Source organism: Nocardioides proteolyticus (assembly GCF_051280635.3).
GTDB lineage: Bacteria > Actinomycetota > Actinomycetes > Propionibacteriales > Nocardioidaceae > Nocardioides.
The window spans coordinates 90,441-112,395 of record NZ_JBNBPO030000002.1; the positions used below are offsets into that span (position 1 = coordinate 90,441).

21 protein-coding genes are annotated in these 21,955 nt (G+C 71.9%); 11 read left to right on the plus strand and 10 right to left on the minus strand.

All coding sequences use genetic code 11. From position 1 onward, the window contains the following. Positions 1 to 9: 9 nt before the first annotated feature. Positions 10 to 648, minus strand: a complete 639-nt coding sequence (locus tag ACPOLA_RS01575; RefSeq protein ID WP_435768600.1) for a maleylpyruvate isomerase N-terminal domain-containing protein — start codon at positions 646 to 648, stop codon at positions 10 to 12. Between the two features lie 41 nt (positions 649 to 689). Here ACPOLA_RS01575 and ACPOLA_RS01580 point away from each other — a divergent pair, with 41 nt between their 5' ends. Then, entirely contained in the window at positions 690 to 1,343 is a 654-nt protein-coding gene (locus ACPOLA_RS01580; protein ID WP_435768601.1) for an SDR family oxidoreductase, read from the plus strand. A gap of 47 nt (positions 1,344 to 1,390) precedes the next feature. Continuing rightward, complete coding sequence (locus ACPOLA_RS01585; RefSeq protein ID WP_435768602.1) at positions 1,391 to 1,936, plus strand: hypothetical protein; 546 nt, start codon at positions 1,391 to 1,393, stop codon at positions 1,934 to 1,936. A gap of 103 nt (positions 1,937 to 2,039) precedes the next feature. Here ACPOLA_RS01585 and ACPOLA_RS01590 read toward each other — a convergent pair whose 3' ends face one another. From ACPOLA_RS01590 to ACPOLA_RS01605, 4 genes are all read right to left on the minus strand, one after another. Beyond that, a complete protein-coding gene (locus ACPOLA_RS01590; protein ID WP_435768603.1) occupies positions 2,040 to 3,449 on the minus strand; it encodes an HNH endonuclease in 1,410 nt (469 codons plus the stop codon). A 262-nt stretch (positions 3,450 to 3,711) separates the two neighbouring features. Beyond that, positions 3,712 to 5,298 carry a long-chain-fatty-acid--CoA ligase gene (locus tag ACPOLA_RS01595; protein ID WP_435768604.1) on the minus strand — a complete coding sequence of 529 codons (1,587 nt, stop codon included), beginning with the start codon at positions 5,296 to 5,298 and terminating at the stop codon, positions 3,712 to 3,714. Further along, complete coding sequence (locus ACPOLA_RS01600; RefSeq protein WP_435768605.1) at positions 5,295 to 6,386, minus strand: acyl-CoA dehydrogenase family protein; 1,092 nt, start codon at positions 6,384 to 6,386, stop codon at positions 5,295 to 5,297. Before ACPOLA_RS01600 ends, ACPOLA_RS01595 begins: the two co-directional genes overlap by 4 nt. A 27-nt stretch (positions 6,387 to 6,413) precedes the next feature. After that, positions 6,414 to 7,601, minus strand: coding sequence for an acyl-CoA dehydrogenase family protein (locus ACPOLA_RS01605; RefSeq protein WP_435768606.1), 1,188 nt, complete (start codon positions 7,599 to 7,601; stop codon positions 6,414 to 6,416). A gap of 74 nt (positions 7,602 to 7,675) precedes the next feature. On the opposite strand from ACPOLA_RS01605, the gene ACPOLA_RS01610 reads away from it, so the two are divergent. The 3 genes from ACPOLA_RS01610 to ACPOLA_RS01620 are packed head-to-tail and all read left to right on the plus strand — an operon-like array spanning position 7,676 to position 10,305. Then, a complete protein-coding gene (locus tag ACPOLA_RS01610; RefSeq protein ID WP_435768607.1) occupies positions 7,676 to 8,842 on the plus strand; it encodes a 3-ketosteroid-9-alpha-monooxygenase, oxygenase component in 1,167 nt (388 codons plus the stop codon). 5 nt (positions 8,843 to 8,847) lie between these two features. Continuing rightward, the gene (locus tag ACPOLA_RS01615) at positions 8,848 to 9,150 is read left to right on the plus strand and encodes a hypothetical protein (RefSeq protein ID WP_435768608.1); all 303 of its coding nucleotides are present in this window, start codon (positions 8,848 to 8,850) and stop codon (positions 9,148 to 9,150) included. Positions 9,151 to 9,207: 57 nt separating this feature from the next. Continuing rightward, positions 9,208 to 10,305 carry a 2Fe-2S iron-sulfur cluster-binding protein gene (locus tag ACPOLA_RS01620; RefSeq protein WP_435768609.1) on the plus strand — a complete coding sequence of 366 codons (1,098 nt, stop codon included), beginning with the start codon at positions 9,208 to 9,210 and terminating at the stop codon, positions 10,303 to 10,305. 84 nt (positions 10,306 to 10,389) lie between these two features. On the opposite strand, the gene ACPOLA_RS01625 is transcribed toward ACPOLA_RS01620, so the two are convergent. Further along, positions 10,390 to 10,800, minus strand: coding sequence for a hypothetical protein (locus tag ACPOLA_RS01625; protein WP_435768610.1), 411 nt, complete (start codon positions 10,798 to 10,800; stop codon positions 10,390 to 10,392). Between the two features lie 117 nt (positions 10,801 to 10,917). Continuing rightward, a complete protein-coding gene (locus tag ACPOLA_RS01630) occupies positions 10,918 to 12,858 on the minus strand; it encodes a GMC family oxidoreductase N-terminal domain-containing protein (protein ID WP_435768611.1) in 1,941 nt (646 codons plus the stop codon). Positions 12,859 to 13,119: 261 nt separating this feature from the next. Here ACPOLA_RS01630 and ACPOLA_RS01635 point away from each other — a divergent pair, with 261 nt between their 5' ends. Beyond that, entirely contained in the window at positions 13,120 to 13,323 is a 204-nt protein-coding gene (locus ACPOLA_RS01635; RefSeq protein WP_435768612.1) for a cold-shock protein, read from the plus strand. 74 nt (positions 13,324 to 13,397) lie between these two features. Here the strand turns inward: ACPOLA_RS01635 and ACPOLA_RS01640 are convergent, their stop codons facing one another. After that, on the minus strand, positions 13,398 to 13,754 hold the full coding sequence (locus ACPOLA_RS01640; RefSeq protein ID WP_435768613.1) for a VOC family protein: 357 nt from the start codon (positions 13,752 to 13,754) through the stop codon (positions 13,398 to 13,400). Between the two features lie 116 nt (positions 13,755 to 13,870). Here ACPOLA_RS01640 and ACPOLA_RS01645 point away from each other — a divergent pair, with 116 nt between their 5' ends. Next, positions 13,871 to 14,479: a DNA-3-methyladenine glycosylase I gene (locus tag ACPOLA_RS01645; protein WP_435768614.1), complete on the plus strand. Its 609-nt coding sequence runs from the start codon at positions 13,871 to 13,873 to the stop codon at positions 14,477 to 14,479. 1 nt (position 14,480) lies between these two features. Here the strand turns inward: ACPOLA_RS01645 and ACPOLA_RS01650 are convergent, their stop codons facing one another. After that, positions 14,481 to 15,149, minus strand: coding sequence for an MBL fold metallo-hydrolase (locus ACPOLA_RS01650; RefSeq protein ID WP_435768615.1), 669 nt, complete (start codon positions 15,147 to 15,149; stop codon positions 14,481 to 14,483). Further along, a complete protein-coding gene (locus ACPOLA_RS01655) occupies positions 15,146 to 15,832 on the minus strand; it encodes a maleylpyruvate isomerase family mycothiol-dependent enzyme (protein WP_435768616.1) in 687 nt (228 codons plus the stop codon). Before ACPOLA_RS01655 ends, ACPOLA_RS01650 begins: the two co-directional genes overlap by 4 nt. Before the next feature lie 184 nt (positions 15,833 to 16,016). Here ACPOLA_RS01655 and uvrA point away from each other — a divergent pair, with 184 nt between their 5' ends. From uvrA to uvrC, 4 genes are all read left to right on the plus strand, one after another. Beyond that, complete coding sequence (uvrA, locus tag ACPOLA_RS01660; RefSeq protein WP_435768617.1) at positions 16,017 to 18,977, plus strand: excinuclease ABC subunit UvrA; 2,961 nt, start codon at positions 16,017 to 16,019, stop codon at positions 18,975 to 18,977. 45 nt (positions 18,978 to 19,022) lie between these two features. Then, the gene (locus ACPOLA_RS01665) at positions 19,023 to 19,505 is read left to right on the plus strand and encodes a Rieske (2Fe-2S) protein (RefSeq protein ID WP_435768618.1); all 483 of its coding nucleotides are present in this window, start codon (positions 19,023 to 19,025) and stop codon (positions 19,503 to 19,505) included. Then, positions 19,502 to 19,930: a Rieske (2Fe-2S) protein gene (locus ACPOLA_RS01670; RefSeq protein WP_435768619.1), complete on the plus strand. Its 429-nt coding sequence runs from the start codon at positions 19,502 to 19,504 to the stop codon at positions 19,928 to 19,930. The genes ACPOLA_RS01665 and ACPOLA_RS01670 overlap by 4 nt, the downstream gene beginning before the upstream one ends. 73 nt (positions 19,931 to 20,003) lie before the next feature. After that, complete coding sequence (gene uvrC, locus ACPOLA_RS01675) at positions 20,004 to 21,950, plus strand: excinuclease ABC subunit UvrC (protein ID WP_435768620.1); 1,947 nt, start codon at positions 20,004 to 20,006, stop codon at positions 21,948 to 21,950. Positions 21,951 to 21,955 lie beyond the last annotated feature (5 nt).

A 21,955-nucleotide genomic window follows, 5' to 3' on the forward strand; every position in this document is an offset into this window, starting at 1 on the left:
CCCGGCGACTCAGAACGCCGAGATCGACCCGGGGGCGCGCTGCGGGCGGCTGAGGGTCCGTACGACGGCGGCCTGGCCGTGGCGTCGTACGGCCAGGGCGGAGAGCAGCGCCAGCACGTCGGCCATCAGGTCCTCCGGCAGCTCGGGGGTCTCGAGGCCGACGCTGGCAGCGAGGTCGTCGCTGTGCACGGCGATCTCCATGGCGCGGGTCACCAGGAAGTCGTGCGTGCCCAGCGACCAGCCCTGCCACGGGATGCGGACCTGGTCGGGGATCCGGTGGTGGTGGTCGTGGAGCACCTGGGGGAGCCGGTCGAGGGCCGCCGCGGCGTGCTCGAGCACCTTGCCCGGACCGGCCTCCGCGGACGTGTCGGCGGTCTCGCGGATGCTGACGTTCGCCTCGTCGTCGAGGGTGGCGGAGACCCACGCGGCCCGGGCGTAGTGCTCCAGGAGCGGGATCGGCGGCTCGGCGACCGGCTCCATCTCGAGCAGGCGGACGGTGTTGCCGGCCTGCTGGACGAGGTGGTGGGCGAGCCCACCCACGGTCATGCCGGCGCAGGCGCTCTCCTCCCGCCACGCGGCCCGCACCTCGGGGGCCGACGCCAGCTCGAGCGCGGTCTTGGCGGCGGTGAGGAAGGAGGTCTGGTCCACGCCGCACACCCTAGCCATGGCCGCGTCCTAGATTGGGGCGCATGACCCGCACCGTGATCATCGCCGGAGCCGGCCCCGGGGTGAGCGGCTCGCTCGCCCGCACCTATGCCGCCGAGGGCTGCCGCATCGCCCTGCTCGGCGTGGACCAGGACGTCCTGGCGCGGCTCGAGGACGAGGTGGCGGCCCGGGGCGGTGAGGCGGAGTCGGCGGTCGTCGACCTGACCGACGAGACGGCGACCCGGCGAGCGGTGACCCGGCTGGCCGAGAAGCTCGGCTCCGTCGACGTGGTGCACTTCAACCCCAGCGCCTACCGCGAGAAGGATCCGCTCTCGCTCAGCCCCGATGAGCTGCTGGACGACGTGCGGCTGGGGGTGGGAGCCCTGCTGACGGTGGTGCAGGCGGCTCGCCAGTTCATGATCGCCGGAGGCCGGATCACCGTGACCGGCAGCATGGCCGCGGACCAGCCGTGGTTCGGGGCCGCCTCCCTCGGCGTGCAGAAGGCCGGGGTCCGCAACCTGGTGCAGAGCATCGACGCCGCGCTGAGGGGCGACGGCATCCGCGCCGTCTCCGTCACCGTGCGCGGGACGCTCGCGAACGAGGGCCCCTTCAGTCCCGATCGGGTCGCGGCCGCGCTGCGAGCCGCCATCGACCAGGACGAGGCGAGCTGGCGGACCGAGATCCCGTACGACGGGTGAGGCGGCGGCCGCCCGCGGGACGCGGGCGCGCGACCTATCCTCGACCCGTGTCGTTCCGTCGAGCCGTCGCCGCGGTGACCGCCACGGCGCTCGCGCTGGGCGCGATCGCGGCCGTCCTCGGCGCACTGCGCTCCGGTCCCGAGTCCTCCGGCGAACCCGAGATCGAGGCGGCGGTGATCACCGCCCTCGAGGCGGACGCAGCCGCCGGCCGGCTGCCGACCTCGTTGGACGAGCGCCGCCGCGTCTGGGAGACCCGCCGCGACGACCGTGCGGCCCTCCTCGCCCTGGCGTGGGTCCCGGAGAAGGTCGAGGGAAGGCTCAACGAGCTCGACGGCGCGACGGAGGTCGTCCTCGACGACGCCGGCTACCGGGCCTACCAGGACAACCGGCTCGTGGTGATCGACTGGGAGCTCGTCGAGCGGACCTCCGACGGCGCCCGCGCGGTATTCACCGGCCAGATGGAGTACGCCGTGGACGACCGCTCGGGCTGGTCCCGTGAGCCGCTGACGCGCTACGAGGTGCTGCTGCGGGAGACCGCGCCCGGCGAGTGGCGGATGGTCGACTACTTCACCGACCAGCTCGAGAGCGCCTAGCCACCGGCCACCCCGCCACCGGTCCACGCGGCTGCATCGACTCAGCGTGGGCCCGGTGGCATGCCTTTGGCCCCACCTGGCGGTGGGGTGTGGGGCGTGGTGCCTAGCCGGGGCAGGGTGGGCCGGTCTGGATGGGCCAGGGCCGGGTGTCGTGGTCCGGTGGCGGGCCGTGCACGGTCTCGTCGACGTGGACGGGTGGGTCGAGGGTGCGGGTGCCGGTGTGGTCGACGAGGAAGTGCCGCCCGTTGGGGGTGATCCACAGGTAGGTGCCGGGTTGGACGATGACGTAGCGCCAGGTGGAGAACGTCTTCGCCCGGTGATGGGCGCGGCAGGCGGGGACGAGGTTGCACGGACACGTCACCCCGCCCTGACTGTGGGGGAGGGCGTGGTCGATGTCGCAGCGACTGGCGCGGCGGCCGCACCAGGGGAACGCACAGTGATGATCACGGAGCTGGACGTGGTGGCGGTGGCGGTCGGGGATCTCGTAGGAGTCCACCGGGATGTGTCCGGCGAGGTCGATCACCGGCCGCACGACCACCGTCGTCCCAGAAGTGGCGAGCCACTCCTTGATCTGTGCGACGGTGATGGGGCGTTGCTGGTCCTCCCACCGCCCCACCGGCGCAGCACTCTCGCCAGTAGCGCTGGTGATGGCGGTGTCGGAGACGTGGACGTTGAGGACGGCTCGCCGGCCACGGGATGCGGTGGTGATCTCGCCGGTGGACTCGTCGACGGTCTCGAGGTCGAGGGTCAGGTCCGCACGGGCCAGGTCACCGACCGCGACCGCCCGCCGGACATCGAGCGACCCGTCGTGCCCCAGCTTCCCCAGCAGCACCGCACGACGGTTGACGGCGGTGTCCAGGTCCGCGCCGTCAGCGGCGTCCAGGACCCCGTCGACCTGGACCACGCCGTCGGTGAGATGGTCGAGGTGCACGTCGAACCGCCGGGAGTCGGCGGTCTCCTCACGGCGGGCCTCGGCGGCCTCGGGGTCGTAGAGGGTGATGGCTTCGTCGATGTGGTGCTCGACCTCCCGCCACGAGCAGGACCGGATGTGCGGGGCGAGCTTGCGGTCGACGTGCGCAGCGGCCTCGGGGCTGAGGTCGTGGGTGAGGTCGGCGACCCGTTCGGCCTTCCACGGCGCACAGCGCCCGGCGAGGACGGCGGCGTAGATGTGCTTGAGTCGCCACGCACATCCGATGATCCGGCCGACGTAGGCGCGGCCACCGTCGGGGGTGCGCTCGAGGGTGGCGATGAGCTCCATCAGCGCGAACTCCGACACCAGGGGTGCACCTGGGCCGGCGATCGGGATCCCGGTGTCGACATACCCCTCGATGAGGGTGGCGGCGCCCTCCTCGCAGTCCACGACGTTGCGGTCGGCCCACGCGACGATCGCCCTCCACTCGTCGATCAGGAGGGACCTGCGAGCGCGGAGACCGCCCGCGAGGTGCTCGAGCAGCTCACGGTCCGAGCAGTGATCGAACTGCCCCTCCGCGTCGCTGTCGTTCCCGAGCTCCATGACACCCATCAAAGCACCACGCGCCGACACAACCCCGGGCCCGAAGCCCGCCTGGGGACAGGCGATTCGCCGTCCGGAGCTGTGGACGGAAAGTGGCGCGCACCAGCCCCACCGCCCGGCCATCCCGACCTACGGAACCCGCCTCGTCACCTACGCAGGGTGACCCGGCAACGCGACCCAGCCCCAACGCGAAGCCTCCCGCCGTAAAAGCCCTTACGGCCCTGCACCACCTCCGGAACCGCAGCCCCGCGGCACTGCCGCCCTACCTCTCGACTCGGTACGCCGTCCCCCGCGGATCACGCACCCAGAGCTTGTCGCCCAGCTCACCCACCTCGACCCCAGCGGCAGCGAGCTCGCGCTTGACCACCTTGTTGGTGGCGGTCCGGGGCAGCTCGGTGACGATCCGGACGTAGCGCGGCCAGGCTTTGGGGGAGAGGTCGGGCTGGGCGGCGAGGAACTCCTCCAGCTGCCCAGGAGCGAGCTCGCCGCGGAGGAGGACGGCGGCGGCGACCTGGTCGCCGACCTTCGCGTCGGGCACGGCGTAGACGGCCGCCTCGCCGATCGACGGGTGCCGGAGCAGGATCCGCTCGATCGGCGCGGTGGCGAGGTTCTCACCGTCGACCCGGAGCCAGTCGCCGGAGCGGCCGGCGAAGTAGACCCAGCCGTCGGCGTCGCGGTAGGCGAGGTCGCCGGACCAGTACATCCCGCCGCGCATCCGCTCCGCCTCGGCGGCCTCGTCGTTGTAGTAGCCGGCGAAGGCGCCCGCGCCCTCGGTGTTCACGAGCTCTCCGATCGCCTCCTCGGGGTTCTGCAGGCGACCCCCGTCGTCGAAGACCGCGTCGGGTGTCTCCTCCATCGTGTCCGGGTCGAGCACCCGGACACCCTCCAGCGGCATCCCGAGCGCACCCGGCGGCATGCCCGGTCGGCGCTGCACGATGACCGCGTTCTCCGTCGAGGAGTAGGAGTCGACGACCTCGCACCCGAACCGCCGGGCGAAGGCCGCGATGTCGCGCTCGTTGGCCTCGTTGCCGAAGGCGATCCGGAGCGGGTTGTCCGCGTCGTCGGGCTGCTCGGGCGTGGCGAGCACGTAGGTCAGGGGCTTGCCGACGTAGTTGGCGTACGTCACCCCGTGGCGGCGTACGTCGGGCAGGAAGCCGGATGCGCTGAACCGCCGCGCCAGTGCGACGGTCGAGCCGGTCGCCAGCGCCGGTGCCCACCCGGCCATCACGGCGTTGGAGTGGAACATCGGCATCGAGACGTAGGCGACGTCCTGCCGGCCGCCCGCGCTCAGCCCGAACCGCTCGCCCAGGAGCACGCCCGGTCCCGCCACCTTCCGGTGGGTCACGCGCACGGCCTTGGGGTCTCCGGACGTGCCGGACGTGAAGACCAGCATCAGCAGGTCGTCGGCGCCAACCTCCCGAGCCGGTACGGCGGCGCCGCGGTGCTCCGCGAGCAGCGACCCCCAGCGGTCGTCGTCGACGTCGATCACCTCCACGGAAAGGTCGTCGGGCAGCAGGGCGCGGTGACGCGGCTCGGTGAGCACCAGCTGCACGTCCGTGCGGGCGACGTCGGCGGCGAGCGCGGGGCCGCGCCGGGTGCTGTTGAGCCCCACGACGACCTGCCCGCCGAGCGCCGCGCCGCCCAGCAGGAAGGCGAACTCGGGCAGGTTGTCCAGGAGCACCCCCACGTGCGGCGGCCGGCGCGCGTCGAGGAGGCGGTCGAGCACGGCGGCGCGCACCGCCGACGCGCGGACCACTTCGCGCCACGACCATGCCTGCTCCTCGAAGAGCAGCCCGGGCCGGTCGTCGTCGGCGCGCGCGAGCAGCTGCTCGCGCACGGTGGTGGTCACTGCGCGAACGACCGGCCGATCGTCAGCGCCTGCTCGGTGGCCCCGCCGAACAGGAACTCGAACCGCTTGCCGGTCGTGAAGTAGCGGTGCGCCTCACCGTCGAGGTCGATGCCGACGCCGCCGTGCACGTGCACGGTGGTGTGCGCGATGCGGTGGCCGGCGTCGGCGGCCCAGAGCTTCGCGGTGGCGACCTCGGTCTCGGCAGGGAGGCCCTCGGCCAGCCGCCACACCGCCTGCCACAGCGTGAGCCGCTGGCCGAGCACGTCGATGAACCCGTCGGCCAGCCGCTGCGAGACGGCCTGGAAGGTCCCGATCGGGCGTCCGAACTGCTCCCTGGTCTTGGCGTAGTCGGAGGTCAGTCGCAGCGCGCCCTCGGTGACGCCGAGCTGCTCGGCCGCCGCGCACGCGACGAGGAGCTGGCCGAGCCGGGCGGCGGTGGACGCGTCGCCGACGGCCACGCCGGCGGCGCCGTCGAGCGTGACCAGCGCGGCGAGGTCGCCGTCACTGGTGTGCTGGGCCTCCCGGCTGACGCCGGACGCCGCCGTCTCCACGAGGTAGACGCGGGGCGACCCGGTGTCGTCGGCCGCGGTGACGAGCAGCGCGTCGGCAGCCATGCCGGCCCGGACCAGGGTCTTGGTGCCGCTGAGCCGCGCCCCGCCGTCGGCGCCGGAGGCGGTCACGGTCGGGACGGCCGGCAGGTGGGCGTGCGCCTCGGCGACGGCCGCGGCCAAGACCTTCTCGCCGGTGGCGGCCCCGGGCAGCCATGCGGCCCGGAGCTCGTCGTCGCCCGCCTCGGCGAGGAGCCGACCGGCGGCGCCATGGACGGCCAGGGGGACCGGCGCCACCCGGCGACCGACCTCGACCAGCACGCGTGCCAGCTCGACCAGCCCGAGCCCCGCGCCGCCGTACGCCTCGGGGAGGTGGAGGGAGAGCAGGCCGGCGTCGGCGAGCTCGCGCCACAGGTCGCGGTCGAAGCGGTCGCCCTCGGCCTCCACCTGCTTGAGCCGGTCGTTGGCCGTGCGGTCGGTGAGGATCCTGCCGGCGAGCTCCGCGGCCTCGTCCTGCTCGGGAGTGAAGAGGAAGTCCATGTCGTCTCCTGTAGACCTGCGGGGTGGTCAGCGCTTGGCGGCCGGGAGGCCGAGGCCGATGTAGCCGATGATGTCGCGCTGGATCTCGTTGGTGCCCCCGCCGAAGGTCATCACCAGGGACGACCGGTGGAAGCGCTCGAGGCGCCCGGCCAGCACGGCTCCGGGCGAGTCGCCGGTCACGCCGGCGTGCGGGCCCACGACCTCCATCAAGGAGCGGTAGACCTCGGTGGCCAGCTCCGAGCCGTAGATCTTGGTCGCCGACGCCTCGGCCGGGGAGAGCTGCACCCCGTGGTCGGCGTCGGCGGCCAGCTTCCAGTTGATCAGGGTGAGCGCCTCGATCCGGGCGTGGGCGCGACCGAGCGCGATCTGCACCCACTCCTGGTCGATCACCCGCCCGCCGCCTGGCACCGTCGTCTCGATCGCCCAGTCCCTCACCAGCTGCAGCGAGTGCTGCAGGGGCGCGGCGGAGGTCAGGGCGACCCGCTCGTGGTTGAGCTGGTTGGTCATCAGCGCCCACCCGCCGCCGCGCTCGCCGACGAGGTTGCCGGCGGGCACCCGGACGTCGGAGTAGTAGGTGGCGGAGGTGCCGACGCCGGCGACCGTGTGCACCGGGGTGTAGGAGACGCCCGGCGCGTCGGCCGGCACCAGGATCATCGAGAGTCCCTTGTGGCGCGGCGCGTCCGGCTCGGTGCGGCAGGCCAGCCAGATCCAGTCGGCGTACTGGATGAGCGAGGTCCACATCTTCTGGCCGTTGATCAGCCACTCGTCGCCCTCGAGCGTCGCCTTGGTCTTCAGCGAGGCGAGGTCGGTGCCCGAGCCGGGCTCGGAGTAGCCGATCGAGAAGTGCAGCTCGCCGGCGAGGATCCGGGGGAGGAAGTACTCCTTCTGCTCGTCGCTGCCGAAGCGCATGATCGTCGGCCCGACGGTGTTGAGGGTCAGGTAGGGGATCGGGACGCCCGCGATCGCCGCGACGTCGGTGAAGATCAGCTGCTCCACCATCGACCGGGCCTGGCCGCCGTACTCCTTGGGCCAGCCGATGCCCAGCCAGCCGTCCTTGCCGATCTGGCGGATGACGTCCTTGTAGACGCCCGCCTCGCCGAACTCGCCGGTCGCCGAGGCCAGCCCGGCGCGCACCTCGGGGGTGACCAGCTCGGCGAAGTACGCGCGCAGCTCCTCGCGCAGGGCGATCTGCTGCGGTTCCAGGTCGATGTGCATCGGGTCTCCTGTGCAGGGGTCCTCGGGCGGGCCGGTTGTTGTCAGCCTAACCGCAAAACTGTAACGTGTTCTACATGAGTGACACCCGACTCCTCGACCAGGGAACCGCCCCGACGCGCTTCGCCCGGGGATGGCACTGCCTGGGGCTGGCGTCGTCGTTCCGCGACGGCAAGCCGCACGCGATCGAGGGCTTCGGCACCAAGCTCGTCATCTGGCAGGACACCCGGGGTGAGCTCAACGTGCTCGACGGCTACTGCCGGCACATGGGCGGCGACCTCACCCAGGGCGAGGTGAAGGGCGACGAGATCGCCTGCCCGTTCCACGACTGGCGGTGGGGCGGCGACGGCAAGTGCAAGCAGATCCCCTACGCGCGGCGCGTCCCGCTCCGCGCGCGCACCCAGCGCTACGAGACCGCGATCCGCAACGGCCAGCTGCTGATCTGGCACGACCCGGAGGGCTCCAAGGCCGACCACGACCTCCTCCCGCCGCAGCTGCCGGGCCTCGAGGAGGGGCTCTACACCGACTGGGTGTGGGTCGCCGAGCACATCGAGGGCTCGCACTGCCGCGAGCTGATCGACAACGTCGTCGACATGGCGCACTTCTACTACGTCCACTTCGCGTTCCCGACCGGCTTCCGCAACGTGTTCGAGGGCCACATGGCGACCCAGTTCATGGAGTCCAAGGGCCGTCCCGACAAGGCCGGCGGCTACGGGTCGGCGGAGCTGTTCCTCAAGTCCGAGGCGACGTACTACGGGCCGTCGTACATGATCAACTGGCTCGACACCGACTACAAGGGCTTCCGGACCGAGGTCATCCTGATCAACTGCCACATCCCGACCGGGCCCAACTCCTTCCTCCTGCAGTACGGCATCACCGTGAAGAAGCCGGAGGGGATGGACGACGAGACGGCCAACTTCATCGGCCGCAAGTACGCCGACATGTTCGGCGACGGCTTCCTCCAGGACGTGCACATCTGGAAGAACAAGGTGCCGGTGCAGAACCCGCTGCTGTGCGAGGAGGACGGCCCGGTCTACCAGCTGCGTCGCTGGTACGAGCAGTTCTACGTCGACGCCGCCGACGTGAAGCCGGAGATGACCGACCGCTTCGAGTTCGAGGTGGACACCACCAAGGCCAACGAGTTCTGGCAGGCCGAGGTGGCCGACAACCTGGCCAAGATGGCGGCGGAGGGCGAGGAGCCGGCCGAGGCGGCCGGCGACCCGCCGATCATGTCGGGCACCTGATCGCCATGCCGTCGTTCGTCCCCAGCCGTCCCGAGACCCTCGAGGACCAGCGCCTCTACACCGAGGCGCGCCTGGTCGAGGTCTCCTGCCTCGACTGCCTCGCCAGCGTCGGGGTGAAGAAGAACAGCGAGCACCACACGTCCATCCAGTGGAGCGCGGACGCGCTGGCCGCGTGCCTGGAGTTCGGACGACGGGAGCAGTCATCCGGCAGGCGGGACGTGCACAAGGCGTGCCCGCGGATGATGGCTAGCATCGAGGCCGCCGTCCGGGCCGGAGATGTCCCGATCGGCGCGTACGACGGCTACTGACGGGCTCCCGCTCCGTCGCGCCGCCCATCCTCAGCTCAGACCCGGTAGGGGAGATCCTTGGACATCGAGTCCTTCGTGCTGGACGTCGTCGGCGTCGTCGACGAGACGGCCGACGCGAAGTCGATCAGCTTCGCCGTGCCGGAGGGCGCGGCGGAGAAGTTCGACTACAGGCCCGGCCAGTTCCTGACCGTCGCGGTCCCCAGCGACCGGACGGGCATCGCGGCGCGCTGCTACTCCCTGTCCAGCAGCCCCCACGACGGTGGCCCGCTGACTGTGACGGTCAAGCGCACCGCCGACGGCTACGCGTCGAACTGGATCTGCGACAACCTCAAGGTCGGTGACACGCTGCGGGTGCTGCCGCCATCGGGCATCTTCACGCCGGCCTCGCTCGACGCCGACCTGCTCCTCTTCGCCGGTGGCTCCGGAGTCACGCCGATCATGTCGATCACCCGCACGGCGCTCGCGCGCGGGCATGGGCGGATCGTCGTCTTCTACGCCAACCGCGACGAGCAGTCCGTCATCTTCGCCGACGAGCTCACCAGGCTGTCCGCGGAGCATCCCGACCGCCTGCAGGTCATCCACTGGCTGGAGTCCGTCCAGGGCCTACCCACGCCCGAGCAGGTCAAGGCGTTCGCGTCGCAGTACCTCTCCTACGACGCCTTCGTCTGCGGTCCCGCGCCGTACATGAAGATGGTGGTCACCGCGCTCAAGGAGCTGGAGTTCCCGCGCGACCGCCGGCACCAGGAGAAGTTCGTCTCCCTCGGCGGCAACCCGTTCGGCGACCTCGAGGAGCTCCAGGCCGCCGAGCAGGAGATCGCGCTCGCCGAGTCCGACGACGACGGCGCGGCGGCGGACGTGTTCGCCGACGCCCCCGCCGGGCCGGTGAAGCTCGAGGTGGAGCTCGACGGCGAGGAGCACACGTTCGACGACTGGGACCCGCGCACCAAGATGCTCGACCACCTGGAGAGCAAGGGCGTGAAGGCGCCGTACTCCTGCCGCGAGGGCGAGTGCTCGGCCTGCGCCGTCCGGCTCCTCGAAGGTGACGTCAAGATGCTTCACAACGACGTCCTCGACGAGGAGGACCTCGCCGACGGCATCCGGCTCGGGTGCCAGTCGGTGCCGCTCACCGACACCGTGAAGGTGACCTACAGCTGAACCGGAACCGGCCGCCGGCGGCCCGAGGGCTCGCCGACGGCCGGTGCCGTCCCGCCTGACCTGACGTCAGGCGACTGACTGACGTCAGGCGACCGGCTGCTCCGGCTGCTCCTGGGTCTCCGGAACCGACGCCAGGCACGCGTCGAGGCGCTCCTGCGCCTTCTCGACCCGCTTGACCTGCGCCTTGCTGGCCACGGCGACCCGGGACTTCTTCGCCTTGGCGACGGCGAGGTCCGCCTTGGCGGCCCGCTTCTCGCGCCGGGTGTCGGCCTTGCGGAGGTCGGTGCGAGCCTCACGCACGTCGCCGGCCTTGTCGGCGAGGCGCGTCCGAAGGGTCTCGAGCTTGGCCTCGGCGCGGTCGAGCTGGGCCTGCTGCTCGGCGCAGGGCTCCGTGGTCGGCGTCTCGTCGGCGGTGGCGGCGGCCATCGGCGCGAGTGCGGCGCTGAACGCGGCGACGGCGGCCGCGGCGGCGAACTTCTTCTTCAGGACGTTCATCGGGTTTCCCTCCCAGTTGGAAATGCACTTCCACCCCCCCTCTCGTCGCGACCGCGTCCGATCGTTACGCGCATCGTCGGAATCGGGGCCAAGGTCCCGGTCGGCCGGGCCGACCGGTCAGGCGAGGCGGGCGGCGAGCCGGGTCGCCGTCATGTGGGCGATCGACTCGATCGAGATCATCGGGTTCACCCCCGACGCCGTGGGGAAGCACGACGCGTCCGCGACGTAGAGGCCGTCGACCTCCCAGGACCGGCCGTCGGGGTCGACGGCCGACGTCTCGGCGGAGCCTCCCATCCGGGCCGTGCCCATGATGTGCAGCGCGGCGAGGGCGAGCCGCGCCGGGTCGGCGCCGGCAGCGCGGAGATCGGCCTCGAACGTGCCGATCGAGCCGCGCCGTCCCGGCTCGTAGCTGACGGTGCGGTGGTGGGTGGACCCGACCCAGCGCGCGCCGGCCGCCTCGGCGATCCGGGCGCCGCCGACCAGTCCCTGCACAAGATGGTCGGTGTCCCGTGGCGACAGCCGGTAGCGCACGACCGGCTCCCCGTCCCGCCCGATCCGGACGGTGCCGCCCGGATCCCGGTCGCGGACGATCACTGCCATGCCGGCGAGGTGCGGAGCCTCCAGCATCCTCCTGCGGAACTCGGCACCACCGCGCCAGTTGACGAAGCCGGTCGTGAAGGCCGGGGTCATCGGTGCCGTCTCGAACAGCACGCCGTAGCCGTCGCCGTCGAGGTCGGTCATCGCGTCGACGTAACGGCTCTGCATGGCGCCCTCCCATCCCTTGACGGTCTCGTCCATCCGGCCCCACACGGCTGTCGCCGGGTGCAGGCGGAGGTGCCGGCCGAGGTTGGGGTTGACCAGCCCGCTGCGCTGCAGCAGCGCGGGAGTCTGGATCGACCCGGCGGCGACCACCACGGCGCGGGCCCGGACCCGCACCCGGTGTCCCGCAGCCGTGAAGGCCTCGACGCCCGTCGCCCGGCCGAAGCTCGTGGTCACCGTGCGCACCGTGACGCCCGTACAGATCCGGGCGCCCGCCCGGTGGGCGTCCTCGAGCCACGTCTTGGTCGTCGACCGCTTGGCCCCGATCCGGCATCCCATCCCGCAGCGGCCGCACTCGACGCCCTGGTCGCAGCCCTGGACGTTGCGGGGCATCGCCGCGACGTCCCACCCGAGCGCGCGGGCCCCGCGCTCGAGGACCGCGTCGCGCGGCGCGAGCCGGTCGTGGTCGGTGTTGACGCCGAGCCGCGCGCAGACCGCGTCCATCGATGCGGCGTACTCGTCGGTGGTGAACTGGGAGGCCCCGTGGGCGGCCCACTCCTCGCGCACCCGGTCGGGCGTGCGGAAGGAGGTCGTGTAGTTGACGACCGTGCCGCCACCGAGCCCCCGGCCGGCGACGAGTGCCACCTGGCCCTCGGCCGTGGTCTGCGGCGAGAGCGCGTAGAGGTCGAGGAAGCCCGTCCGCTCGCCGCCGTCGAAGTGCCGCTCGTCGTGCAGCTGGCCGGCCTCGAGGACGACGACGTCGAGTCCGGCCTCCGCAAGGACGCCGGCCGCGGTGCCGCCGCCGGCGCCGGAGCCCACCACGACGACGTCACAGTTCAGCGCGGTCTCGTGGTCGAGCCGCAGGGGAGTGATGACCGGCGCTGGCGGGTCCTCCCGCACACCGAGGGGACCGGGGTAGCCCATCGGCTCCCAGACCTCCTTGCCGCCCACCAGGTAGTACGTGAACAGCGCGGCGGTCTTGAGCCCCTGGAAGAGGGCCCGCTTCTGCGCCACCCTGGAGTCCGACAACGAGAGCAGCACGCGCTCACGCTCGGCCTGGGAGAGCTCGGAGAACCGTCGCGCGCGGCCGGTCACCGCCACGCCGAACCCCCGCGTGTCCCAGACGTCGAGCAGTCCCCTCAGCTGGCGGACCTCGGTCGCACGCGGGTTGGCCGCCGCGATCTCCAACGCCAGCCGGTGTGAGCCGAGCTGCGTGGCCGACGGCGTGGCGGCGTCGCCGGGAGCGAACGTGTCGGCGATCAGGCCCATCGCCCTCACCTGACGGTCGGTGAACGTCATGGAGGGACTCTAGGCCTCGGCAGGCCGCAGACGACCTGGGCAGGCCGCAGAGATGGTGCTCCGCGGCAGCCGAGGTGGTAGCGTGGAGGTGTTGAAGGGGACCGCTCCGGTGGACCTCCCGCTGACCGGCGTGATGCCGGGCGTCGGTTCACTGTTGTAGCTCCACCTGGTCAATCCTCGAGGTGCGGTGCAGTTGGTTTCAGCCCGCATCGGACGCAGTGTCCTTGCGGCCTCGCAGGAAAAAGACACAGGAGTAGAGACATGGCAGTTGGCACCGTGAAGTGGTTCAACGACACCAAGGGCTTCGGCTTCATCGCCCAGGACGGCGGCGACGGCGACGTCTTCGTGCACCACACGGGCATCGCCGGCACCGGCTTCAAGAGCCTTGCCGAGGAGCAGCGCGTCGAGTTCGACGTCACCCGCGGCCCCAAGGGCCTGCAGGCGGAGAACGTCCGCGCGATCTGAGCCTCGCTCAGCCAGCAGTACGACGGCCCCGCGGCATCGCCGCGGGGCCGTTCGCCGTCTCCGGCGCTCCTGCGTCAGCTGGTCGCCGACGCGACCGCCACGCAGAACTGGTTGCCGTCGGGGTCGGTCAGGGTGGTCCACCGGAACCCGTCCAGGTCCCGGTCGTGGACGTGGCCGGCACCCGCCGCGATCAGCTCGGCCTTCGCCGCGTCGATGTCGTCGGCGGTGAAGTCGATGTGGATGCGGTTCTTGCCGGGCGTGGGGTCGGCGACCTTCTGGAAGGCCAGCTGGCGGCCGTCCGGCACGTCCACGACCACGAACCAGCCGTCGTTCTCCGCGACCACCTCGCCGCCGGTCTGCTCGGCCCACCACTGGGCGAGCGGCAGGGGGTCGGTGCTGTCGAAGGTGATCGAGTGGGGGGTGATGGGCATGGTCGGCTCCTCTCGTTGCGGTGTGGTCGGCCCGCGCGGGCGGTCAAACCGACGCTAGGGGCGGCCACCGACACCGCGCTCCAGAGGCTGTCGGCGGGGTCTGGGACGGTGTGCGCATGACCGTGCTTCCCGGCCCGGACGGGCTGCCTCGCTGTGCGTGGGCGGTGTCGGCGCCCGAGTTCCCCGCCTACCACGACACCGAGTGGGGCTTCCCCGTCGCCGACGACCGCCGGCTGTTCGAGAAGCTATGCCTGGAGGGCTTCCAGTCGGGGCTCAGCTGGCGCACCATCCTGGTGAAGCGGCCGGCGTTCCGTGCCGCCTTCGCCGACTTCGACATCGCGGCCGTCGCGGCGTACGACGAGCGCGACGTCGAGCGGATGCTGGCCGACGCCGGCATCGTGCGTCACCGCGGCAAGATCGAGGCCGCGATCAACAACGCGGGCCGCGCGCTCGAGCTCGTCGAGAGCGAGGGCTCCCTGGCGTCGTACGTCTGGCGGTTCGAGCCGGATCCCGCCGAGCTCGGCGCACCCCAGTCGCTGACGACCTCCCCGGCCTCGGTGGCGATGTCGAAGGACCTGAAGAGGCGCGGCTGGCGCTTCGTCGGGCCGACCACGGTGTTCGCCTTCATGCAGGCCATGGGCCTGGTCAACGACCACGCGGTCGGCTGCGTGACCCGCGACGAGGTCGCGGCGGCGCGGGCGGGCTTCAGACCACCGACACGCTGACCTACCAGCCCCGTTCGCGCCACTCCGGCAGCGAGGCGCGCTCGGCGCCGAGGGTGGAGTCGTTGCCGTGGCCGGGATAGAACCAGGTGTCGTCGGGCAGCACGCCGAAGAGCTTGGTCTCCACGTCGTCGATGAGGGTCGCGAACGCCTGGTCGTCGCCGAAGGTGTTGCCGACGCCGCCGGGGAACAGCGAGTCGCCGGTCCACAGGTGCGGGTGGCCGTCCGGGTCGCGGTAGAGCAGGCAGATCGAGCCGGGGGTGTGGCCGGTGACGCGAATGACCTCGAGCGTGCAGTCGCCGACCTGCACGGTGTCGCCGTCGCCGACGCGGCGGTCGACCGTCACGCCGGTCTGCTCGGTGATCGCGTCGGCGTCGGGCTCGCCGGCGACGGTGGTCGCCTCCGTGACCCGCACGAGGTCGGCCAGGGCGCGGTGGTGGTCCCAGTGCTGGTGGGTGGTCACGATCGTCGAGACGGCCCCGTCGGCCAGCTGCACGAGGGTCTCCGGCTGGTCGGCCGCGTCGATCAGGAGGTTCTCACCGGTGCGGCGGCAGGTCAGCAGGTAGCAGTTGTTGGACATCTGCTGGTCGACCGCGACCTTGGTGATCGTCAGCGCCTCCAGCTCTCGGACGTCCGGCGGCCCTCCGGGGGTCACCTCTCCGGTGTAGCTCATCGGCCCTCCATCGTCGGCAGTCTCCCGGTCGTGGACGACACTACGGGGCCGAGCTCGCGTCCCGTCGCCCACCAGGCCAGCGCCGCGACCGGGCCGCGGACGACCGGCGCGGCTGGCCCGGGGTCGCCGAAGAGCCAGCGCAGGTCGGCGTCGGTGGCCAGGGCCGTGAACGCCTCGCCCTCGTGGCGTCCGGCGTCGGCGTCGAGGAACGCCGCCGCCGTCGTGACGGGCCAGTCGGCGTAGGAGTAGCCCACGGCCAGGTCGGCGTGGTGGATCTCGACCTCCCGCAGCCGGAGCGCCGGCACCACGCTCACCGGGAGCACCCTGCCGCCGGGCGTCCGCTCGAAGGTCGCGCCGTCCGGCACCGAGCCCAGCACGGTGAGCGCGTCGTCGAAGGCGTCGGTCGCGGCCAGCAGGCGCTCGCGGACGAGGGCAGGGGGCTCACCGGAGAGCGCGGCGATGTCGGCGTCGCGGGCGTCGCCCGCGGCGTACATCGGCACGGCCCGACCCTCAGCGGCCCCGCGCACGACGCCGGCCAGCGCCTCCGCGTTGAGCGCGAGATGGGCGACCACGTGGGCACGGCTCCACCCGCGACACAGGCTCTCCCCGCCCCAGAGCCGCTCGGCCATCGCGCCGACGTCGTCGAGCAGGCGCTGGTCGGCGCGCCGCAGGGTGTCGTCCACGGGTCCATTCTGCCGCCCGGCGCGCCACCCCGTCCTGCGACGCCGGCCCGGCGTCCCGCGGCCACTGTCGGCGGCGGGTGAGAGTGTGGGATCACACGCGCGTCGGTTTGGCCGCGCGCCGTACGATCGCGAACACTTGTTCGACCCCGCTCCGCCCCGTTCCACCCACCGACCCGAGGACCCTGTGGCCGACCAGCTGATCATCCGCGGTGCTCGCGAGCACAACCTCAAGGACGTCTCGCTCGACCTGCCCCGCGACTCGCTCATCGTCTTCACGGGCCTCTCCGGCTCCGGCAAGTCCAGCCTCGCGTTCGACACCATCTTCGCGGAGGGGCAGCGCCGCTACGTCGAGTCGCTGTCGGCGTACGCCCGGCAGTTCCTCGGGCAGATGGACAAGCCCGACGTCGACTTCATCGAGGGGCTCTCGCCCGCGGTCTCGATCGACCAGAAGTCGACCTCGAAGAACCCCCGGTCCACCGTCGGCACGATCACCGAGGTCTACGACTACCTGCGCCTGCTCTACGCGCGGGCCGGCCGGGCGCACTGCCCGACCTGCGGTGCGCCGATCGAGCGGCAGACGCCGCAGCAGATCGTCGACCGGATGATGGCGCTCGAGGAGGGCACCCGCTTCCAGGTCCTCGCCCCGGTCGTCCGCGGCCGCAAGGGCGAGTACGTCGATCTCTTCAAGGAGCTGCAGGCGCAGGGCTTCTCCCGGGCCCGCGTCGACGGCGAGACCCATGCTCTCGACGACCCGCCGGTGCTCGACAAGAAGATCAAGCACAACATCGAGGTCGTCGTCGACCGCCTCGCCGTCAAGGCGACCGCCAAGCGCCGGCTGACCGACTCGGTGGAGACCGCCCTCGGCCTCGCCGGGGGCCTCGTCGTGTTCGACATGGTCGACGCGGGGGAGGAGCTGCGGTTCTCCGAGAAGATGGCGTGCCCCAACGAGCACCCCATCGAGACCGACGACCTCGAGCCCCGGTCGTTCTCGTTCAACTCGCCGTTCGGTGCCTGCCAGGCCTGCGTCGGCCTCGGCACCCGGATGGAGGTCGACCCCGAGCTGGTGGTGCCGGACCCGACCGCCACCCTCGCCGAGGGTGCGCTCCAGCCGTGGAGCCACGCGCACGTGGCCGACTACTTCGGCCGGCTGCTCGTCGCGCTCGGCGAGGAGCTCGGCTTCGACGTCGACACGCCGTGGGAGCAGCTCCCGGCCAAGGCGCAGCGCGCGATCCTCGAGGGCCACAGCACCAAGGTGCACGTCGTCACCCGCAACCGCTACGGTCGGCAGCGCTCCTACTACGCCGAGTTCGAGGGCGTGAAGAAGTACGTCGAGCGGCGGCACCGCGAGGCGGAGAGCGACACCAGCCGCGAGCGGTTCGAGGGCTTCATGCGCGAGGTCCCCTGCCCCGTCTGCGCGGGCAGCCGGCTCAAGCCGGTGTCCATGGCCGTCACCCTCGGCGCGAAGGACCGCGGCGGCAAGAACATCGCCGAGGTCTGTGCGCTGCCGATCAACGAGGCGGCCGACTACCTCGACAACCTCGACCTCAGCTCCCGGGAGCGCCAGATCGGCGCGCGCGTGCTCAAGGAGATCCAGGAGCGGCTGCGCTTCCTGCTCGACGTCGGGCTCGACTACCTCTCGCTCGACCGGCCGTCCGGCTCGCTGTCGGGCGGCGAGGCGCAGCGCATCCGGCTCGCCACCCAGATCGGAGCCGGCCTCGTCGGCGTCCTCTACGTCCTCGACGAGCCCTCGATCGGGCTCCACCAGCGCGACAACCAGAAGCTCATCGAGACCCTGGTCCGGCTCAAGGAGCTCGGCAACACCCTGATCGTGGTGGAGCACGACGAGGACACCATCCGGGTCGCCGACTGGATCGTCGACATCGGCCCCGGCGCCGGCGAGCACGGCGGCCAGGTCGTGCACTCCGGGCCGGTGAAGGAGCTCCTCGAGCATCCCGACTCGATGACCGGGCAGTACCTCTCGGGCCGGCGCGAGATCCCGGTGCCCGCCGTACGGCGCCCGCGGACCGCCGGCCGCGAGCTCAAGGTGATCGGCGCGCGCGAGCACAACCTCAAGAACGTCGACGTCGCCTTCCCGCTGGGGGTCTTCTGCGCCGTCACCGGCGTCTCGGGGTCGGGCAAGTCCACGCTGGTCAACGACATCCTCTACACCTCGCTGGCCAAGCAGATCTACAACGCGCGCACCATCCCCGGGCGGCACCAGAAGATCACCGGCCTCGAGCACGTCGACAAGGTGATCCACGTCGACCAGGGGCCGATCGGGCGCACGCCACGGTCCAACCCGGCCACCTACACCGGAGTGTTCGACCACATCCGCAAGCTCTTCGCGCAGACGCCCGAGGCGAAGATGCGTGGCTACCAGCAAGGTCGCTTCTCCTTCAACGTCAAGGGCGGCCGGTGCGAGGCGTGCACGGGCGACGGCACGATCAAGATCGAGATGAACTTCCTCCCGGACGTCTACGTCCCGTGCGAGGTCTGCCACGGCGCGCGCTACAACCGCGAGACCCTCGAGGTGCACTACAAGGGCAAGACCATCGCCGAGGTCCTCGACATGCCGATCGAGGAGGCGCTCGACTTCTTCGCCGCTGTCCCGGCCATCGCGCGGCACATGAAGACGCTGGTGGAGGTGGGGCTCGGCTACGTGCGGCTCGGCCAGCCGGCGACGACCCTCTCCGGCGGCGAGGCCCAGCGGGTGAAGCTCTCGACCGAGCTGCAGAAGCGGTCGACCGGTCGCACCGTCTACGTCCTCGACGAGCCGACCACGGGTCTGCACTTCGAGGACATCCGCAAGCTGCTCGGCGTGCTCTCGAGCCTGGTCGACAAGGGCAACACCGTCCTGGTGATCGAGCACAACCTCGACGTCATCAAGACCGCTGACTGGATCGTCGACATGGGCCCCGAGGGCGGGTCGCGCGGCGGCACGGTGGTTGCCGAGGGCACCCCCGAGCAGATCGCGGCCGTGCCGGAGAGCCACACCGGGAAGTTCCTCCGGCCGCTGCTCGAGGGTCGGGCCGCGGCGCAGCCGGCAGCGCCCAAGCGGTCGCGGGCGGCGGCGTCCAGCAAGCCGGCCGCAGCCAAGAAGACCGCGGCGCGGACCGCGCGGACCAAGGCGCGCGCGGACGCCTGAGCGGGTCACAGCCTTCTCACAGGATCCGGCCCTAGCCTGACGGTCATGACCGCTCCCCTCAGCAGGCGACGCGCCCTCTCGGGTGCCGCGACCGTCGGTGTCGGCCTCCCGCTCCTCGCCGCGTGCGGCGAGGACGGCGACTCCACCGCAGCGGATCCCGCCACCTCCGACTCCCCGGCATCCAGCACTCCCGCCTCGCCTACAGCGGCCGAGACCACGAGCGAGGCGCCCGCCGGCGGTGGCTCCGGGCTGGTCGCCACGGGCGACGTGCCGGTCGGGGGCGGAGTCGTGGTCAACGAGGAGGAGCTCGTGGTCACCCAGCCCACGGCCGGGGAGTTCAAGGCGTTCACCGCGATCTGCACCCACCAGGGCTGCCTGGTCGGCTCGGTGGCCGACGGCCGGATCGTCTGCCCGTGCCACAACAGCACGTTCTCGGTCGCCGACGGCTCCGTCACCGGCGGGCCCGCGAGCGCGCCGCTGGACGAGATCCCCGTGACGGTGACCGGCGACCGGGTCGTCCGGGCATGACCCTGTCGCAGTCCTGGGTGGCAGGGCCGCGGACCAGCCGCCGGATCATCTTCTCCGGGCTGGGGGCGCTGGGCGTGGCCGCGGCGCTGGCCGGGTGCGCCGGCGACGGCGGCGACGACGACGCTGCGGCCGAGCCCGGCACGGAGCTTGCCGCGACGTCCGAGGTCCCGGTCGGAGGCGGGGTCGTGCTCACCGACCAGAAGGTCGTGCTCACCCAGCCGAGCGAGGGGCAGTTCAAGGCCTTCACGGCCGTGTGCACGCACCAGCAGCTCACCGTGACGAGCGTCGCGGACGGCGAGATCAGGTGCGCCAACCACGGCTCGTCGTTCTCGGCGGAGACCGGAGAGGTGCAGGGTGGACCGGCGCCCTCAGCGCTGGAAGAGGTGGCGATCGAGGTCCGGGACGGCCGGATCGTCCGGGCCTGAGCGCGCCGGGGATCCGCCCGACCGCCTCGCACCTCGCGGACCCGATGTCCGTGGTCGTCCGTAGGCTGGAGGCGTGTCACCAGCCCTGAGCTACCGGCCCGAGCCCGGGTCGATCCCGACGCAGCCCGGGGTCTACCGCTTCCGCGACCGGCAGCGCCGGGTCATCTACGTCGGCAAGGCGAAGAACCTGCGCGCCCGGCTGTCGTCGTACTTCCAGGACGTCCGCAACCTCCACCAGCGGACGGCCACCATGGTGACCACGGCAGCGTCGGTGGAGTGGACGGTGGTGAAGACCGAGGTCGAGGCGCTCCAGCTGGAGTACTCCTGGATCAAGGAGTTCGACCCGCGGTTCAACGTGAAGTACCGCGACGACAAGTCCTACCCGTGGCTGGCCGTCACCGTGGGCGAGGAGTTCCCCCGGGTGATGGTGGGCCGCGGCGCGAAGCGCAAGGGCACCCGCTACTTCGGTCCCTACAGCCACGCCTGGGCGATCCGCGAGACCGTCGACATCCTGCTGCGCGTCTTCCCGATGCGGTCGTGCAGCAACGGGGTCTTCAAGCGGTCGGCCCAGATCGGCCGGCCGTGCCTGCTGGGCTACATCGACAAGTGCGCGGCGCCGTGCGTCGGCAACGTGAGCCCCGAGGAGCACCGGGCGATCGTCGACGACTTCTGCGACTTCATGGCCGGCCGCACGAAGCCGTTCATCAAGCGCATCGAGCAGCAGATGTACGCCGCCTCGGACGCCCTCGACTTCGAGAAGGCCGCCCGGCTCCGCGACGACCTCGGCGCGATGCAGAAGGCGCTGGAGAAGCAGGCCGTGGTGTTCGGCGACGGTTCCGACGCCGACGTGATCGCTCTCGCGGAGGACCCGCTGGAGGTCGCGGTGCAGGTCTTCTACGTCCGCGGCGGCCGGATCCGGGGCCAGCGCGGCTGGGTGGCCGACCGCACCGACGAGGGGGACACCTCCACCCTGGTCGAGCACTTCCTGCTGCAGCTCTACGCCGGCGTGGCGCCGGAGGACGCCCGTGACGCCGTCCCGCGCGAGATCCTGGTGCCGGAGCTGCCCCCGGAGCACGAGACGTTCGAGCAGCTCCTCAGCGACCTCCGCGGCGCGCGGGTCGAGGTCCGCGTCCCGCAGCGCGGTGACAAGCGGGCGCTCCAGGAGACCGTCGCCCGCAACGCCAAGGAGTCGCTCGCGCTGCACAAGACCAAGCGCGCCAGCGACCTGACCACCCGCAACCGGGCGCTGGGCGAGATCGCCGAGGCCCTGGAGCTCGACGAGGCCCCGCTGCGGATCGAGTGCTACGACGTCTCGCACACGCAGGGCGCCGAGATCGTCGCGTCGATGGTGGTCTTCGAGGATGGCTTGGCGCGGAAGGGGGAGTACCGCCGGTTCGTGATCAGGGACCAGGACGGCTCCGACGACGTCAAGGCGATGCACGAGGTGATCACCCGGCGGTTCCGCCGGCTGCTCGACGAGCAGGCGCGCTCGGAGCTGAAGCCGGGTGACGGCGAGACCGGACCGATGCTGGTCGACCCCGACACCGGCCGGCCGAGGAAGTTCGCCTACGCGCCCGGCCTCGTGGTGGTCGACGGCGGCCTGCCCCAGGTGGCGGCGGCGCAGCGGGCGCTCGACGAGCTGGGCATCGACGACATCCCCGTGTGCGGGCTGGCCAAGCGGCTGGAGGAGGTGTGGCTGCCGGGCCAGGAGGACCCGGTGATCCTCCCGCGTACCTCCGAGGGGCTCTACCTGCTCCAGCGGGTGCGCGACGAGGCCCACCGGTTCGCGATCTCCCACCACCGCAACCGGCGGTCGAAGTCGATGGTCGAGAGCCTGCTCGACGACGTGCCTGGCCTGGGGGAGGTGCGCCGCCGCACGCTGCTGCGCCACTTCGGGTCGCTGCGCAAGCTGCGGGCCGCCTCCGTCGAGGAGATCGCGGTCGTGCCGGGCATCGGCCCGCGCACCGCGGCCGCGATCAAGCAGGCGCTCGTCGGCGAGGATGAGGCACGGAGGGCGTGACGCCC

Bases quoted from the DNA above. Each gene is read 5' to 3' on its own strand.
- ACPOLA_RS01580 (WP_435768601.1), top strand. From the start codon at position 690: ATGACCCGCACCGTGATCATCGCCGGAGCCGGCCCCGGGGTGAGCGGC.
- ACPOLA_RS01590 (WP_435768603.1), bottom strand. From the start codon at position 3,449: ATGGAGCTCGGGAACGACAGCGACGCGGAGGGGCAGTTCGATCACTGC.
- ACPOLA_RS01600 (WP_435768605.1), bottom strand. From the start codon at position 6,386: ATGGACTTCCTCTTCACTCCCGAGCAGGACGAGGCCGCGGAGCTCGCC.
- ACPOLA_RS01605 (WP_435768606.1), bottom strand. From the start codon at position 7,601: ATGCACATCGACCTGGAACCGCAGCAGATCGCCCTGCGCGAGGAGCTG.
- ACPOLA_RS01610 (WP_435768607.1), top strand. From the start codon at position 7,676: ATGAGTGACACCCGACTCCTCGACCAGGGAACCGCCCCGACGCGCTTC.
- ACPOLA_RS01615 (WP_435768608.1), top strand. From the start codon at position 8,848: ATGCCGTCGTTCGTCCCCAGCCGTCCCGAGACCCTCGAGGACCAGCGC.
- ACPOLA_RS01625 (WP_435768610.1), bottom strand. From the start codon at position 10,800: ATGAACGTCCTGAAGAAGAAGTTCGCCGCCGCGGCCGCCGTCGCCGCG.
- ACPOLA_RS01630 (WP_435768611.1), bottom strand. From the start codon at position 12,858: ATGACGTTCACCGACCGTCAGGTGAGGGCGATGGGCCTGATCGCCGAC.
- ACPOLA_RS01635 (WP_435768612.1), top strand. From the start codon at position 13,120: ATGGCAGTTGGCACCGTGAAGTGGTTCAACGACACCAAGGGCTTCGGC.
- ACPOLA_RS01640 (WP_435768613.1), bottom strand. From the start codon at position 13,754: ATGCCCATCACCCCCCACTCGATCACCTTCGACAGCACCGACCCCCTG.
- ACPOLA_RS01645 (WP_435768614.1), top strand. From the start codon at position 13,871: ATGACCGTGCTTCCCGGCCCGGACGGGCTGCCTCGCTGTGCGTGGGCG.
- ACPOLA_RS01650 (WP_435768615.1), bottom strand. From the start codon at position 15,149: ATGAGCTACACCGGAGAGGTGACCCCCGGAGGGCCGCCGGACGTCCGA.
- ACPOLA_RS01665 (WP_435768618.1), top strand. From the start codon at position 19,023: ATGACCGCTCCCCTCAGCAGGCGACGCGCCCTCTCGGGTGCCGCGACC.
- ACPOLA_RS01670 (WP_435768619.1), top strand. From the start codon at position 19,502: ATGACCCTGTCGCAGTCCTGGGTGGCAGGGCCGCGGACCAGCCGCCGG.